16 protein-coding genes are annotated in these 13,061 nt (G+C 67.4%); 11 read left to right on the top strand and 5 right to left on the bottom strand.

What is annotated here, in order from left to right; all coding sequences use genetic code 11:
* The first annotated feature begins 13 nt into the window (after positions 1-13).
* Positions 14-865 carry an alpha/beta fold hydrolase gene (locus AC1DYP_RS22360; RefSeq protein WP_477048188.1) on the top strand — a complete coding sequence of 284 codons (852 nt, stop codon included), beginning with the start codon at positions 14-16 and terminating at the stop codon, positions 863-865.
* Positions 866-868: 3 nt separating this feature from the next.
* Here the strand turns inward: AC1DYP_RS22360 and AC1DYP_RS22355 are convergent, their stop codons facing one another.
* Positions 869-1,183: a hypothetical protein gene (locus AC1DYP_RS22355; RefSeq protein ID WP_477048187.1), complete on the bottom strand. Its 315-nt coding sequence runs from the start codon at positions 1,181-1,183 to the stop codon at positions 869-871.
* Position 1,184: 1 nt separating this feature from the next.
* Positions 1,185-2,168, bottom strand: a complete 984-nt coding sequence (locus AC1DYP_RS22350; protein ID WP_477048186.1) for a helix-turn-helix transcriptional regulator — start codon at positions 2,166-2,168, stop codon at positions 1,185-1,187.
* Positions 2,169-2,261: 93 nt separating this feature from the next.
* Here AC1DYP_RS22350 and AC1DYP_RS22345 point away from each other — a divergent pair, with 93 nt between their 5' ends.
* From AC1DYP_RS22345 to pseH, 5 genes are all read left to right on the top strand, one after another.
* Complete coding sequence (locus AC1DYP_RS22345) at positions 2,262-2,624, top strand: hypothetical protein (protein WP_477036003.1); 363 nt, start codon at positions 2,262-2,264, stop codon at positions 2,622-2,624.
* Positions 2,625-2,909: 285 nt separating this feature from the next.
* Complete coding sequence (locus AC1DYP_RS22340) at positions 2,910-3,731, top strand: flagellin (RefSeq protein WP_477048185.1); 822 nt, start codon at positions 2,910-2,912, stop codon at positions 3,729-3,731.
* A gap of 105 nt (positions 3,732-3,836) precedes the next feature.
* Positions 3,837-4,160: a hypothetical protein gene (locus AC1DYP_RS22335; RefSeq protein ID WP_477048184.1), complete on the top strand. Its 324-nt coding sequence runs from the start codon at positions 3,837-3,839 to the stop codon at positions 4,158-4,160.
* 174 nt (positions 4,161-4,334) lie between these two features.
* Positions 4,335-5,174 (top strand): flagellin, encoded by an 840-nt coding sequence (locus AC1DYP_RS22330; RefSeq protein ID WP_477033077.1) that lies wholly within the window; start codon positions 4,335-4,337, stop codon positions 5,172-5,174.
* Positions 5,175-5,233: 59 nt separating this feature from the next.
* Positions 5,234-5,788 carry a UDP-4-amino-4,6-dideoxy-N-acetyl-beta-L-altrosamine N-acetyltransferase gene (gene pseH, locus AC1DYP_RS22325; protein WP_477033076.1) on the top strand — a complete coding sequence of 185 codons (555 nt, stop codon included), beginning with the start codon at positions 5,234-5,236 and terminating at the stop codon, positions 5,786-5,788.
* A gap of 163 nt (positions 5,789-5,951) precedes the next feature.
* On the opposite strand, the gene AC1DYP_RS22320 is transcribed toward pseH, so the two are convergent.
* Positions 5,952-6,077, bottom strand: a complete 126-nt coding sequence (locus tag AC1DYP_RS22320; RefSeq protein WP_477033075.1) for a hypothetical protein — start codon at positions 6,075-6,077, stop codon at positions 5,952-5,954.
* Here AC1DYP_RS22320 and AC1DYP_RS22315 point away from each other — a divergent pair.
* The 5 genes from AC1DYP_RS22315 (at position 6,070) to AC1DYP_RS22295 (ending at position 11,609) form a co-directional block, all read left to right on the top strand.
* Positions 6,070-8,742 (top strand): hypothetical protein, encoded by a 2,673-nt coding sequence (locus AC1DYP_RS22315; protein WP_477048183.1) that lies wholly within the window; start codon positions 6,070-6,072, stop codon positions 8,740-8,742. The two genes, AC1DYP_RS22320 and AC1DYP_RS22315, sit on opposite strands and share 8 nt — an antisense overlap.
* Positions 8,743-8,831: 89 nt before the next feature.
* Positions 8,832-9,503, top strand: a complete 672-nt coding sequence (locus AC1DYP_RS22310; protein WP_477033073.1) for a hypothetical protein — start codon at positions 8,832-8,834, stop codon at positions 9,501-9,503.
* Positions 9,504-9,518: 15 nt separating this feature from the next.
* Complete coding sequence (locus tag AC1DYP_RS22305; RefSeq protein WP_477048182.1) at positions 9,519-9,908, top strand: hypothetical protein; 390 nt, start codon at positions 9,519-9,521, stop codon at positions 9,906-9,908.
* Positions 9,909-10,049: 141 nt separating this feature from the next.
* Entirely contained in the window at positions 10,050-10,562 is a 513-nt protein-coding gene (ssb, locus tag AC1DYP_RS22300; protein WP_477048181.1) for a single-stranded DNA-binding protein, read from the top strand.
* Positions 10,563-11,078: 516 nt separating this feature from the next.
* A complete protein-coding gene (locus AC1DYP_RS22295) occupies positions 11,079-11,609 on the top strand; it encodes a CYTH domain-containing protein (RefSeq protein ID WP_477048180.1) in 531 nt (176 codons plus the stop codon).
* Between the two features lie 33 nt (positions 11,610-11,642).
* On the opposite strand, the gene ppk2 is transcribed toward AC1DYP_RS22295, so the two are convergent.
* The gene (ppk2, locus tag AC1DYP_RS22290) at positions 11,643-12,482 is read right to left on the bottom strand and encodes a polyphosphate kinase 2 (RefSeq protein ID WP_477048179.1); all 840 of its coding nucleotides are present in this window, start codon (positions 12,480-12,482) and stop codon (positions 11,643-11,645) included.
* 10 nt (positions 12,483-12,492) lie between these two features.
* Positions 12,493-13,061: DUF4010 domain-containing protein (locus AC1DYP_RS22285; RefSeq protein ID WP_477048178.1), on the bottom strand; the 569-nt coding region annotated here is incomplete at its 5' end.

Raw genomic sequence — 13,061 nt, 5'->3', positions numbered from 1 at the left:
CCAGGAGACATCGATGCGACTGTTTTCAACGCCCGTTGCGGCGATCGCCCTCGGCTGCCTGCTGCTCGGCGGGGCGCCGGCCTTGGCCGCGCCCAAGCTGATCCCCGTCGCCGGCGGCCAGGTCTCGTACGAGACCTGCGGCTCGGGTCCCAAGGCGATCGTCCTGCTCCATGACGGCATCCTCGACGGCTCGGCCTTCGATGCGGCCTGGCCGCTGCTGTGCGCCAAGGCCAAGGTCGTGCGCTACGACCGCCTGGGTTACGGCGCCTCGCCGGCCGCGACCGCGCCCTACGACGCCGTCGCCGACCTCGACGCGGTGATGAAGGCGGCGGGAGTCGAGCACGCCGCCCTGGTCGGCTCATCGTCCGGCGGCGGCGTGGCGGTGGACTTCGCCCTGGCCCATCCGCGAGCGGTGGACGGCTTGATCCTGGTCGGGGCGGCGGTGAACGGCTTCAAGCCCACCGAACACTTCATGAAGCGCACCCAGACCTTGGTGACGCTGCTGTCCCAGGGCCGCCTCGCCGACGCCGTCAAGGACCCCTACATCCTGACGCCCGGGGCCGAGGCCCAGCGCGCCTTCGTCGTGGCCGACCTCACCGCCCATCCCGGCAACTTCGGCGCGGCCCGCATCATCAAGGACGGGCCCGAGGTCATGGGCCGGCTGGACGAGATCAAGGCGCCGACCTTGATCGTCACCGGAGAGGTCGACATCCCCGACGTCCACGCCCATGCCGGCGCCCTGGAGGCGCTGATCCCGGGCGCTCAACGGATCGTCATGGCCGGCGGCGGCCACTTCATCTATCTGGAGCGGCCCGAGGCCTTCGCGGAGACGGTCATGGCCTTCGTGGAGCAGGCCGGGCGCTGACGGCTAGTCGCGGAAGGGGTTGGCCTCGCGCCACGCCCGCTCCTTCCGCGCTCCGACGCGAAACAGCAGCAGCCCGACCAACACCAGAACCGCGCACGCCGCATAGACGATCGTCGGGGCCAGCCCGCGCACGGGCCCAAGAAGCGCCGCGGCGACGGCGAGGGCGATCGCCAGGATTCCAGGCAGGGTCCAGGCTTGGCCGGCCTTGGCGCCCTGCAGGATCCAGGCGCGATAGGCGGCTATCAATCGCCGCCGGGAGGCTGGGTCCGCCGTCTTGATCCGCACCGCCAGCGCGTGGGCGTCGACACCGTTTTTCATATCAACCCGCTTCGTGCGCTTTCAGCGCCGCCCTCAGTTCGCCGACCATCATCGCCTTCAAGCCGGGCGGCGAGAGGATCTCGACCGCGTCACCCCAGGTGAACAGGTGCCAGGCCAGTTCGCGCATGCCGCTGGCCCGGAAGGTGACCAGCACCGAGCCGCCCGCTTCCTGGGTCACGACCTGGTCGGGATGGAAGCGCCAGCGCAGGGCGTCCTCGGCGCGGCTGAGCCCGATGCGCAGGGCCACGTCCTCGATATCGCCGTGATAGATGCCGAAGCTCTCATTGGCGAAGGCCAGCAGCGAGAAGTCGGCCGGGGGCGCGGCCGCCTCGTCCAGGGCCGTGACTTCGCGCATGCGATCCAGGCGGAAGGTGCGCGGTCGCGGATCCTTGCCCTCGGCCGCGACCAGATAGTTGCTGTGACCGAACAGGATGCCCAGCGGCGTCACCTTGCGGGTCCGGCCCGGCGCGCTGCCGCCCTCGTAGCGGAACGACAAGGCCTGCAGTCCCTTCACGGCCGCCCGTATGGCGCGCAGCACCCCCTCGTCCTCGAACGGTCGCGGACCGGGGTGGACGGCGATCGTCTCGGCCTGGATCAGGGCCTCCAGGTCGGGCGCCACCTTGCGTCGCGCCGCGCCGCGCAAGGCCGACATCAGCTTGCGCTCCAGGGCGTAGAGCGCGGCGGAGCGGCCCTCGGCCCCGCCGGCGGCGTAGCTGTCGGCCGCGGTGCGCAAGGCGGCCAGTTCCTCTGCGGTCGGGGTCTGGAACAGGCTGTCCAGCCCGGAGGGGATGCGGAAACGCTTGGTCGGCGGATCGTCGATCGCCTCCATCTGCGGGAAGGCCGCCCAGACCGCGTCGCGCATCCGCTCGGCCGTGCGCCGCCCCACGTCCATGGCGCGGGCCATCTCGTCCAGTGTCATGCCCTCGGACGATCCGGCCAGCATCCGGGCCAAGTCTAGCAGTCGGGTCGCCTTGTCGTGTCGCATGCCGCACCTATACGACCGTTTTTGACGCAGAGCACCTTCAAAAGGGAGGCTGAAGAAACCCGCCGGGCAGAAGGCCCGATCTGGAGCCCTCTGATGAACCGCCTCCTCACCCAGCCCCGCCTTCTCGCCCAGGACTGGCACGTCGCCCCGGTCAACGCCGCCATGATCTCGGCCGTGCTCGACTTCGCCGACATCCATCGCGATCTCGGCGGCGGGCGCACCCTGATGCGGCTGAGCCCCGAGCGGGTGCTGCGGGCCGACATCATCCTGCTGCTCGGCCGCGACGCCGAACGCGCCGCCGACATCGGCCTGGTGTGGAACGATCGCGAGGATCAGATCGTCCGGATCATCGACGACGCGGCCCTGCGCGCCTCGCGGCAGACGGCCTGGGAAGAGGCTTTCGACCTTTTCGACGCCGACGACCGCGACGTGGCGCCGCAGCGGCTGTGCGCCTGAGGACAGACCGTCGGACGTTTGGCCGCAGGCGCGACCAGCCCCGCCGACCGCGCCGACGGCTTCCATCCTCTGTATCTACCGGCATTCCGACAATACTGCGTCAGATCGACACATACCTGTAATGTCGACAACATGACGCAGCATAATTTGCCGACCTTACAGTTCTTACTGCGAACAATATTCCGGGTTCATCCATTTTAAACGCCCCGACGACACCCTGGTGGCGAGCAAAATGCTCTCGGTAGTCAAAATGACGCCGGACAACCTTGAATAGGAATTAGTCGGATGCCGCTGAATAGCGTCAACACCAACTCGGGCGCGATGATCGCCCTGCAAAACCTGAACGCCACCAACAGCGAACTCCAGGTCACGCAACAACGCATCAACACCGGCAAGAAGATCGCCAACGCCAAGGACAACGGCGCGATCTGGGCGACCGCCAAGGTCCAGTCCTCGACCGCAGGCTCGCTGAACGCCGTGAAGGACTCGCTGCAGCGCGGCCAGTCGACCATCGACGTGGCCCTGGCCGCCGGCGACACCGTCACCGATCTGCTGGGCAAGATGAAGGAAAAGGCTCTCGCCGCTTCCGACACCTCGCTGAACACCGCGTCGTTCAACGCCCTGAAATCGGACTTCAACAGCCTGCGCGACCAGATCACCAAGGCCGTCACCAACGCCAAGTTCAACGGCGTCTCGATCGCCGACGGCTCGACCACCAAGCTGGCCTTCCTGGCCAACTCGGACGGYTCGCAGTYCACCGTCAGCGCCAAGACGATCTCGCTGGTCGGCCTGGGCCTGGCCGCGACGTCGACCTTCACCACCGCCGCCGCCGCCAAGACGATGATCGACACCGTCAGCAAGGCGCTGGGCACGGCGACCAACAAGCTGGCCTCGCTGGGCACCAGCTCGACCGGCCTGGACACCCACCTTACCTTCGTCGGCAAGCTGCAAGACAGCCTCGACGCCGGCGTGGGCAACCTGGTCGACGCCGACCTGGCCAAGGAAAGCGCCAAGCTGCAGTCGCTGCAAACCAAGCAGCAGCTGGGCATCCAGGCGCTCTCCATCGCCAACCAGTCGACCGGTTCGATCCTGAGCCTGTTCCGATAGGAACGAGAAGGAGGCGGGCCTTCGGGTCCGCCTCCGCCTTCCGCTCGGCCCAGGCCGTAGGGGAGGGTTCACCAGAGGGCCGCCGAAACCGGCGGCGAAGGAGCAATGGAAACCAAAGCCGCACTTACACCGCCGTCGATCCCAGAACCGTCCGCGCCGTCTCCGGTCGCGCCCTTCACCGTCCCGGGTCAGCCCGCGGGCGGTCATGACGTTTCAGGAGCCAAGGAACAGCCGGCCGTCGCCGCGGGTCCCCAGCCGGGCGATCTGCGACTGGTGATCGAGGAAGATCCCGTTTCGGGCTCCTACGTCTACAAGACGGTGGACCGCCGGACCGGCGACGTTCTCCAGCAGTTCCCGCGCGAGGACGTGCTCCGCTTCAAGCAGGCCGAGCACTACGATCCGGGCGAGGTCTTCGACGGTCTGACCTAACGGGGTCGCCGGTCTCCGCGCCATGCCCGCCGCGACGCAGCGTCGCAGGTGGAACATGGTTTACGCGCGTTAACCATATTCTTACTCCCTCAGCCCCAATTTCACGGCCGACCTGCTCGGCCGCCGAATCGCGTCCCGAGCCACATTGGCAAGAACCGCCGTTCGGAGACCGTGATGACGCTGAGCGTGAACACCAATCAGCCCGCGCTGATCGCCCTGCAAAATCTGAACAAGACCAACGACGAGATGGGGGGCGTGCAGTCCCGCATCAACACGGGTCTGGCTATCTCCAGCGCCAAGGACAACGCCGCCGTCTGGTCGATCGCCCAGGATCAGCGCGCCGACCGCTCGGCCCTGAACGCGGTGAAGATGAGCCTGGATCGCGCGACCTCGATCACCGACGTGGCCCTGGCCGCGGGTGAATCGGTCTCGGACCTGCTGACCCAAATGCGCGAGAAGGTGGTCGCGGCCAAGGACACCTCGCTGTCCACCTCGTCGCGCACCGCCCTGAACGCCGACTTCCAGGGGTTGCTGAAGAACCTGACCCAGGTGATCAACAGCGCCACTTTCGACGGCGCCAACATCCTCAACGGCAGCGAACCGACCAACATCACGTTCCTGGCCGACGCCGACGCCGCGACCGTCATCACGCTGAACCTGCAGAACCTGTCGCTGAGCGGCACGATCAACAGCCTGACGGCGACCGACACCATCAACACCCAGACCCTGGCCGCCGGCGTGCTGACGCGCCTCGACGCGACCTTGACCCGGGTGAACCAGGCGGTCGGCTCGATCGGCTCGCAGGCCAAGCAGATCGAAGCCCACAACACCTTCGTCTCCAAGCTGAACGACGTGCTCGAGACCGGCGTGGGCAACCTCGTCGACGCCGACATGGCCAAGGAGAGCGCGCGCCTCCAGGCCCTGCAGGTCAAGCAACAGCTCGGCGCGCAGGCGCTTTCGATCGCCAATCAGGCGCCGCAGATCATCCTGTCGCTGTTCAACGGCGGCAGCTAGGCCTGACGCGATTGGCGGGGTAGACTTTCCGCAACCACGTGTGGAGGAATCGACCCGGTATGATCGAGCTTCGCGATTTGACGGACGGCGACGAGGCGGTCCTCTACCAATGGCGGGGCGAACCGGAAGTCGATCGGTGGATGTCCGACGCGGCCTTTCCGAGCCGCGACGCCCATGCCGCCTGGTTCCAGGCTCTCCGCTCCGATCCCGACATGCGCGGCTGGATGATCGTCCGGGCCGGCGAGCCTTCGGGCCTGCTGACCCTGACGGGCCTGCTCAGCCATCACCGCCGGGCCGGCTGGAACTGGTTCCTCGGTTCGGCCGAAGCGCGGGGCAGGGGCGTTGGGCGAGCCGCCCAGGTGCTGGGGCTGGACCGCGCCTTCGGCGAGCTGGGCCTGCACAAGGTGTTCGCCGAGGTCATGGCCGACAACGACGCGGCGCTGAAGGCCCAGGCGGCCTCGGGCTTCCGCCGCGAAGGCTATCTGCGCGGCCACGTCCTGAAGGACGGCCAGCCGCGCGACGTCGTCCTGCTGGGCATACTGGCCGAGGAGTGGCGCGAGCTGCGGGGCGAGGTCCGCCGCTCGCTGACCGACGCGCACCTGATCGCCGCCTAGGGCCTTCGGCCTCCGTGACGCTTCCGATTCATACGTCTTAACGAAACGTCAGCGTTCTTCGCCGACGATGGAATCAAGGGGCGTAGTGCGTCCCGATGGGACCTGCTGTGATCACCTTCGATTCCAGTCTGCTGCTCGGTTACTATCAGGCCAAGACCGCGGGTCAGGCCGCGAACGCGGCTGCGTCGGCGGGCTCATCCTCCTCGTCGGCCCCGTCCTCCTCGGGCGGAAAGACGGTGCCAAGCTCGCCCTGGACCACCATGGCCAGCGAGCCTAGCGACTTGGTCAAGGCGGCCCTGAACGGCCGCAAGTTCGTCGACGAAGGCGCGGCCGTGGCCGCCGCCCCGACGATCACCGGCGACTACAAGAAGCTGTTCGCCGCCTACCAGGCGCTCAACACCCTGTCGGCGATCGCCAACCGCTCGTCCGAGAAGGGCGTCACCGACAGCGAGATCAAGCGTTTGCAGGCCGCGTTCAGCAAGGGGCTGAACGAGGTCAACAGCTACGTCCAGAACCTCAGCACCGACGGCATGCGGCTGACGACCGGCGCGGTCATGACCAGCGACAAGTCCAGCGTCGGCGTGCCCAAGAACAACTACGGCTACGTCACCAACACCCTCTACAGCGGCCAGAGCGACGACGAGGTGCCGGCGTTCAAGGGCGCCGTCAGCTTCACGATGTCGGTCAAGGAGTTCGGCGTCTCCACCGATGTGGTCATGGACCTGTCGGAGATGGGGGCGACGCCGCGGACGATGTCCAACGTCGTGACCTTCTTCAACGGCAAGCTGGCCGCCGCCGGGTTCGACACCCAGTTCGCGGTCGAGCGCACGGCCGGCCAGGAGCGGACCACCACGGTCAACGGCCAGACCGTCAAGCTGCCGGCCACCGGCGACGACTTCGCCCTGCGCATCCGCGGCGACTCGACCGAGGCCCTGACCTTCTCGGCTCCGGCCGCCAAGCCGGCGGTCTACATCACCACCGCCGCCGGCAATCCCGATCCGGACAAGAAGTCCGAGACCGACGACGCGGTGATCGAAAACACCCTGACCAAGTACGGCCCCGGCACGGCCGGCCAGCCGGGCGCCAAGGTGTTCTCCGACACGCTGGAAGGCACGATCAGCACCGTCCACAAGACCATGACCGGGCCGGACGGCTCGCTCTATGTCCTGGCCGATGTCGACGGCACCACCAGCAGCCAGACGATCAAGGGCGACCAGGACGTCGCCCTGCTGAAGTACGACTCGTCCGGCAAGCTGCTCTACGCCCGCACGCTGGGGGCCGCCAACACGGCCACCGGCTACAACATGGCCATCTCGGACGACGGCAAGGTGGCCATCGCCGGTTCGGTGGCCGGCGGGCTGTCGGGCGCCACCAACGGCCCAATCAACTCCGACTCCGCCGGCACTGTCACCGACAGCTTCGTCACGCTCTACGACGCCAAGGGCGACGAGACCTGGACGGTGCGGCGCGGCGGCATGCTGGAGGACGAGGCAACCGCCGTGGCCTTCGGCCAGGACGGCGTCGTCTATGTGGGCGGCCGCACCAAGTCCGACATTCCGGGCTCGGCGACCGGGGCGACGGAAGGCGGCTACGACAGCTACCTGACCGGGTTCGCCACCGACATCGCCGGCACGCCCAAGGCGCTGTTCACCACCCATTTCGGCAGCGAGAACGACGACACGGTCGCCGGCATCGTCGTCAACGGCACGCAGGTCGTGGTCGCCAGCAAGGAAGGCAGCGACGCGATGCTTCGCAGCTTCGACGTCGCGACCAGCATCGTCACCGAGGACCGCACCTTCCTGAACGACAAGGAAGTCTGGGTCACCGCGCCGGTCACCTACACCAAGGCGGCCACCTTCACGGCCGGAGCCACGCGCGACCTGGGCACGCTGAAGGGCGGCAACATCGCCGGCCTGACGATCGACAACGGCCAGCTCTATATCGGCGGCTCGACCACCAACGGCGCGCTCGACGTCAACAACCAGACCAAGGCCGCCTCGGGCGGCTCGGACGGGTTCGTGGCGCGGATGTCGCTGAACCTGACGGACAAGACCCAGGACACCCTGGCCTATTACGGCGGCACGGGCGACGACACGGTCACCGGCATGGCGGTCTCCAACGGCCAGGCCTGGCTGGTGGGCTCGGCCGGCAAGGACCTGGGCGGGCAGCCGACGGTCGGCGACAAGGACGGCTATGTCGCCCAGATCAACGTCGCCACGGGCGCGGCGACCTGGGAGCAGCGGCTGACCGGCAAGGACGGCTACGCCACCCCGACCTCGATCGCCGTCGACGCCTCCGGCTCCAGCGCCCTGGACATCTTCGGCATTCCGCGCGGCAAGATGGAGTTCACCCAGTCCGACAAGATCGTCTCGTCGACCTCGGCGCGGGCGGGCGACACCTTCCAGGTCCGCACGCGGGCGCGGGGCACGCTGACCACGATCAAGATCGCGGCCGACGACACGCTGGACACCCTGGCCGACAAGATCCGCAAGGCGACGGGCTACGCCGCCAAGGTGGAGCTCGCCAGCAGCGGCAACAACCGCATGCTGCGGATCAGCCCGTCCCAGACCACCTCGACCGTCGAGATCCTGCCCGGCAAGGGCGGCACCGACGTGCTGGAGTCCCTGGGCCTGAAGCCGGGCATCGTGCGCAACACCAAGACCGACCACGGCCAGGTCGTCTCGGCGGACGGCAAGGGGCCGATCTACGGCTTCTCGCTGGACACCAGCCTGGACCTGACGGACAAGGCCGGCCGCGACGCCGCCACCGCCGCCATGACCAAGGCCCTGTCGGCCGTCCGGACCGCCTATCGCGAGATGGCCGACACCGCCAACGGCGTGAAGCGGGAAGACGCGACCAAGTCCAACAACGTCAACGGCCCGGTTCCGGCCTATCTGACCAACCAGATCGCCAACTACCAGGCCGCGCTCAATCGCCTGACCGGCGGCGGCTAGGGCGCGATCCGCGCGGCCCTTCGAGGGCCGCTTGGCCGTTCTGCGCGCCTGGACTTGAAAGCGTCATCAGCGCGTCGTAGCCAGGGATCATGGAACTTCTCAAAGATCGACGCGTGTTGCTGGGCGGCGGCGCCGCCCTGGCCCTGGTCGCGGGCCTTGGCATCGCCCTGGCCCTGATGCAAGGCGGCAAGTCGCCGACCGAGGCCCCGCCGGCCTCGCGCGGCGGGCTGGTCGTCGAGACCGGCCGGGCCGACGACACCAAGCTCGATCCCGCGCGGCCGCTGCGCTGCTTCGTCGGCGGCCAGTTCGTCGGCGAGACCACCCTGGCCGAGTGCGCCAAGAAGAACGGCGTGGCGACCGGCGCCCTGGACGTCGGCGTCGACGAGACCGGGGCCCTGGCCGCCGCCGACCAAGCCGGCCTGGTGTTGACCCCGCTGCCGCCCCCCGCCGAGGCGCCGACCGTGCCCGCGCCGGCCGCGACCCCCGCCATCACCACGCCAGCCGTCTCGAGCACGCCCTTGGCCGTTTGCTGGCGCTATGCCGGCGGCGAGTGGCGCAAGCTGCCTGGCGAGATCACCGTCAACGCCTGCGCCCAGCAGCTCTCGGGCGGCAAGTGCGAGAAGGCGGGCGGGGCGACCTACGGCCGCTGGGGCGACGAGACCCTGCGCCTGGTGCCGGGCAAGGTGGAATCCTCGTCCGACAACCGCACCTTCCATTCGATCATCGAGCTGGGGCCCAACTGCTCCATCCCGTCGGCCTAGAGAGACCTAAAGACCATGCGCTTTCCCGTCGTCGCCCTCTCGCTCATCGCCGCCACCGCCGCCGTCGGCCTGACCGGCTGCGAGAAACAGACCAAGGCCCCGTTCGAGCAGGGCGTCTGCATGCACGTGATCGAGCAGAAGGACGGCACGCTGAAGTTCAACCCGGTGGCGCGCAACGTGGCGAGCCTGGAGCTCTGCGCGGCCGAACTGGAAGGCATGCGCCTGCGCTTCGTGCGCATGGGCAGCCCCAGCCGCGAGATGACCGGCGCCTATCAGGGCAAGTTCATCTTCCTGCAGAAGGAAGGCATCTATCTGGGCGACACCTACGAAGGCGCCCGGTTCATGTCGCTGGTCCGCACGGGCGACGGCCGCCTGGCCGTCCCGGGAGCGATGCCGGCTCAATAGGAGCGTTCCAAATCCGGGGATAACCCGGATGCTCCACAGGAACGTTACAAGAACAAAGCTTGCCTTGCGACTTAAGAACCCGTTAACGTCCGCCTCAGATGCCGGCGCGTTGGTCGCCGGGCGTGAAAAGGAATCTTCCCCATGGCGGGCAGCGTCAACAAGGTCATCCTGGTCGGCAATCTCGGAGCCGATCCCGAAATCCGCACCCTCAGCTCGGGCGACCGCGTCGCCAACCTGCGTCTGGCCACCTCGGAAACCTGGCGTGACCGCACCTCGGGGGAGCGCAAGGAAAAGACCGAATGGCACCGCGTGGTGATCTTCAACGACAACCTGGTGAAGGTGGCCGAGAGCTATCTGCGCAAGGGTTCGACGGTCTACATCGAGGGCGCGATCCAGACCCGCAAGTGGGCCGACGCCTCGGGCGTCGAGAAGTACTCCACCGAGATCGTGCTGCAGAAGTTCCGCGGTGAGCTGACCATGCTGGGCGGCCGCGGCGACGGCGCGGGCGCCGGTGCGCCGGGCGGCGGCTATGACGAAGGCTACGCCGGCGCCGGCGGCGGCGGCGGCAACTTCGGCGGCGGCGCCCCGCGCAGCCAGCCCAGCGGCCCGCGCGAGAGCTTCTCGGCCGACCTGGACGACGAAATCCCGTTCTAATCGCCCTCTAACGTCGAGCTGTAAACAAGTGGCCGGTTCCCGTTGGAATCGGTCACTTTTTTATTGCATCTGCCCAATTCAGATTGGTCGAACTAGCGTGGATAAAACTCACCAGAATTGACCGTAAATGAGCGGCTCGGCGATCAAAATGACGCGCTCCTCGAGCGGTTTGTTACGTGGGACTATAATGCGAGTCTATTCGGCTTAGACGAGCAAAAGCTCGATCAGCCAATTCCGCCGGCGGTGCGCAGCTGAAGAGCAACGCCTCGTCTTGACTCTTAGGCGACCTTGGGAAGGTCCGCTTCCTGGCAGTGGTCAAGGCATGAGCTACGTGGACCACCCCAACGGGCAGACCTGACTCTTCGCCGACGTTGGGAAGGTCCGCTTCCGGGCACCAGCCACCGCTATTCGCGGGAGGCGCTCTCGGCTTCACACCTCGTCGCGCCTACTGGGTCTACCGGAGTGACGGTGTTGTCAGGCCAGGGCAGGCTTCGCCAAGCAGGCCCGGAGCTTGGCATGATCGAAATCGAACGGAAGTTCCTCGTCGCCAACGACCTGTGGCGTGCGACGGCTCAGGCTGGGACGCCGTTCCGTCAGGGCTATCTGGCTCGCACGCCTTTCGCGACAATCCGCATTCGCTGCTCGCGGGACCACGCCTCGTTGACCGTAAAGAGCCCACGTCGAGGTCTCGAACGCGATGAAATTAGCTACCCTATCTCCCTCATCGAGGCGGGCGACATGCTGGCCCGCTTCTGCGGCGGGCGCGTGCTGGAGAAGGTGCGCCACGAGATCGACCACCAGGGCCAAGTCTGGATCATCGACGTATATCACGGACCAGCCGAGGGGCTCGTTATTGCCGAGATTGAGCTTGATCGTCCTGACGTGGTGTTCGAATTTCCGCCGTGGTTGGGCGTAGAGGTCAGCCACGACCCGCGCTACCGCAACTCGGCGATCGCCCTATGGAAGACCTCCGGCGGCGTGCCGCGCCAGACGCGGTCTTTCGCCCCTCCGCAGGCCACGGCGTCGGAGGCCTCGGCCGCGACGTGACGAACATTGCGCTCACGACCTGAGCGTCTTGGCTCAATAGTGCGCCGTCACCATACGGCGCCCCTCAAGGATGTTCTGGTCGTCGTACCTGTGTTTGGCTGAGCGCTTTGGCAATTCGATCTTAGGGCGCTCGATGCGCTCGTAGGGCACTAGCGACAGGATGTGGGCGATGCCGTTCAAACGGGCGCGCTTCTTGTCGTCAGAGCGCAGGATGAACCAGGGCGACTCTTCGCGGTCGGTGGCCGCCAGCATCTGGTCGCGGGCTCGGGAGTAGTCGTACCAGCGCGAATACGACTCGACGTCCATCGGGCTCAGCTTCCATTGGCGCAGCGGGTCGTTGACCCGAGCGTGGAAGCGCTTGTCCTGTTCCTCCATCCCGACCTCCAGCCAGATCTTGATCAGGAGGATGCCGGAGCTGATGATCCAGCGCTCGGCCGTGGGGCAGGCCTCGAGGAAGTCGCGGTGCTCGTCCTTCGAGCAAAAGCCCATCACGTATTCGACGCCGGCCCGATTGTACCAACTGCGGTCGAAGATCACGATCTCGCCGCCAGCCGGGAAATGCTGGATGTAGCGCTGCATGAACAGCTGGGTCTTCTCGCGCTCGCTGGGGGCGGGCAGGGCGGCTACGCGGAACACGCGCGGACTGACCCGCTCGGTCAGGGCCTTGATGAAGCCGCCCTTGCCGGCCGCGTCGCGCCCCTCAAGCACGACGATGACCCGCGCGCCGGTCTGCTTGACCCAATCCTGGAGATGGCAGAGCTCGACTTGCAACTTCTGCAGCTGTTCCAAATAGGTTTTGGTTTTCATCTTTTCCGACTTGCCCTCTGGCTTTTCCTTGGAGACGTCCTCGTCGCCACGTTTCGCTTTGGTCATGGAAATCTCCTCAGTTCGTGGCGTGACCGATCAGCGTTCCCGCCCAGGCGGCCGCAGCCACGAGGATCACGCCGGGCGCTACCCTCAGAGCGAAGGCGCGACCGCCGCTGGTCGTCGCGACGACGATCTTGGTGATCGTGTTGGTGGTGAAGCCGGCCAGGATCGGGATGACGGCGTCCTGGGCCGGCATCCGGCCGTTGGCCGTCAGCGAGGCGATCGAGATGGCCGGCGCGTGGGTGTCGACGAAGCCGGCGACGGCGGCCGCCAGGATCGCGCCGGACTCCCCGAACTCCGCGCGCAGGGCGGCCGAGGCCAGCAGCACCACCGACAGGGTCAGGGCGAAGATCAGGGCGCCGGTCAGGCTGAAGGCCTTGTCCGGCTCCTGTTTCCCCTTGGGCGGCGGCGTGCGCAGGGCCGCGATGGTGAAGATCGCGCCGTAGCCCGCGGCGACCAGACCGGCGCCGATCAGGGGCGCGGCCATGGCCCGCAGGACGGCCGGGCTGGTGGCCCCCACCACCACGGCCATCTGGATCACGGTGGCGACGGTGGAGAGCACGGCTCCCGCCACGGCCGAGGTCA

The organism is Caulobacter sp. P1_D6 (assembly GCF_056406095.1).
The sequence above is the reverse complement of the archived record's forward strand: the minus strand, read 5'-3'. Positions and strand labels throughout refer to the sequence as shown.

What these genes read in the sequence shown, in the direction of transcription:
- AC1DYP_RS22360 (WP_477048188.1), top strand. Translation starts at nt 14, where the DNA reads ATGCGACTGTTTTCAACGCCCGTTGCGGCGATCGCCCTCGGCTGCCTG.
- AC1DYP_RS22355 (WP_477048187.1), bottom strand. Translation starts at nt 1,183, where the DNA reads ATGAAAAACGGTGTCGACGCCCACGCGCTGGCGGTGCGGATCAAGACG.
- AC1DYP_RS22350 (WP_477048186.1), bottom strand. Translation starts at nt 2,168, where the DNA reads ATGCGACACGACAAGGCGACCCGACTGCTAGACTTGGCCCGGATGCTG.
- AC1DYP_RS22345 (WP_477036003.1), top strand. Translation starts at nt 2,262, where the DNA reads ATGAACCGCCTCCTCACCCAGCCCCGCCTTCTCGCCCAGGACTGGCAC.
- AC1DYP_RS22335 (WP_477048184.1), top strand. Translation starts at nt 3,837, where the DNA reads ATGGAAACCAAAGCCGCACTTACACCGCCGTCGATCCCAGAACCGTCC.
- AC1DYP_RS22330 (WP_477033077.1), top strand. Translation starts at nt 4,335, where the DNA reads ATGACGCTGAGCGTGAACACCAATCAGCCCGCGCTGATCGCCCTGCAA.
- pseH (WP_477033076.1), top strand. Translation starts at nt 5,234, where the DNA reads ATGATCGAGCTTCGCGATTTGACGGACGGCGACGAGGCGGTCCTCTAC.
- AC1DYP_RS22310 (WP_477033073.1), top strand. Translation starts at nt 8,832, where the DNA reads ATGGAACTTCTCAAAGATCGACGCGTGTTGCTGGGCGGCGGCGCCGCC.
- AC1DYP_RS22305 (WP_477048182.1), top strand. Translation starts at nt 9,519, where the DNA reads ATGCGCTTTCCCGTCGTCGCCCTCTCGCTCATCGCCGCCACCGCCGCC.
- ssb (WP_477048181.1), top strand. Translation starts at nt 10,050, where the DNA reads ATGGCGGGCAGCGTCAACAAGGTCATCCTGGTCGGCAATCTCGGAGCC.
- AC1DYP_RS22295 (WP_477048180.1), top strand. Translation starts at nt 11,079, where the DNA reads ATGATCGAAATCGAACGGAAGTTCCTCGTCGCCAACGACCTGTGGCGT.
- ppk2 (WP_477048179.1), bottom strand. Translation starts at nt 12,482, where the DNA reads ATGACCAAAGCGAAACGTGGCGACGAGGACGTCTCCAAGGAAAAGCCA.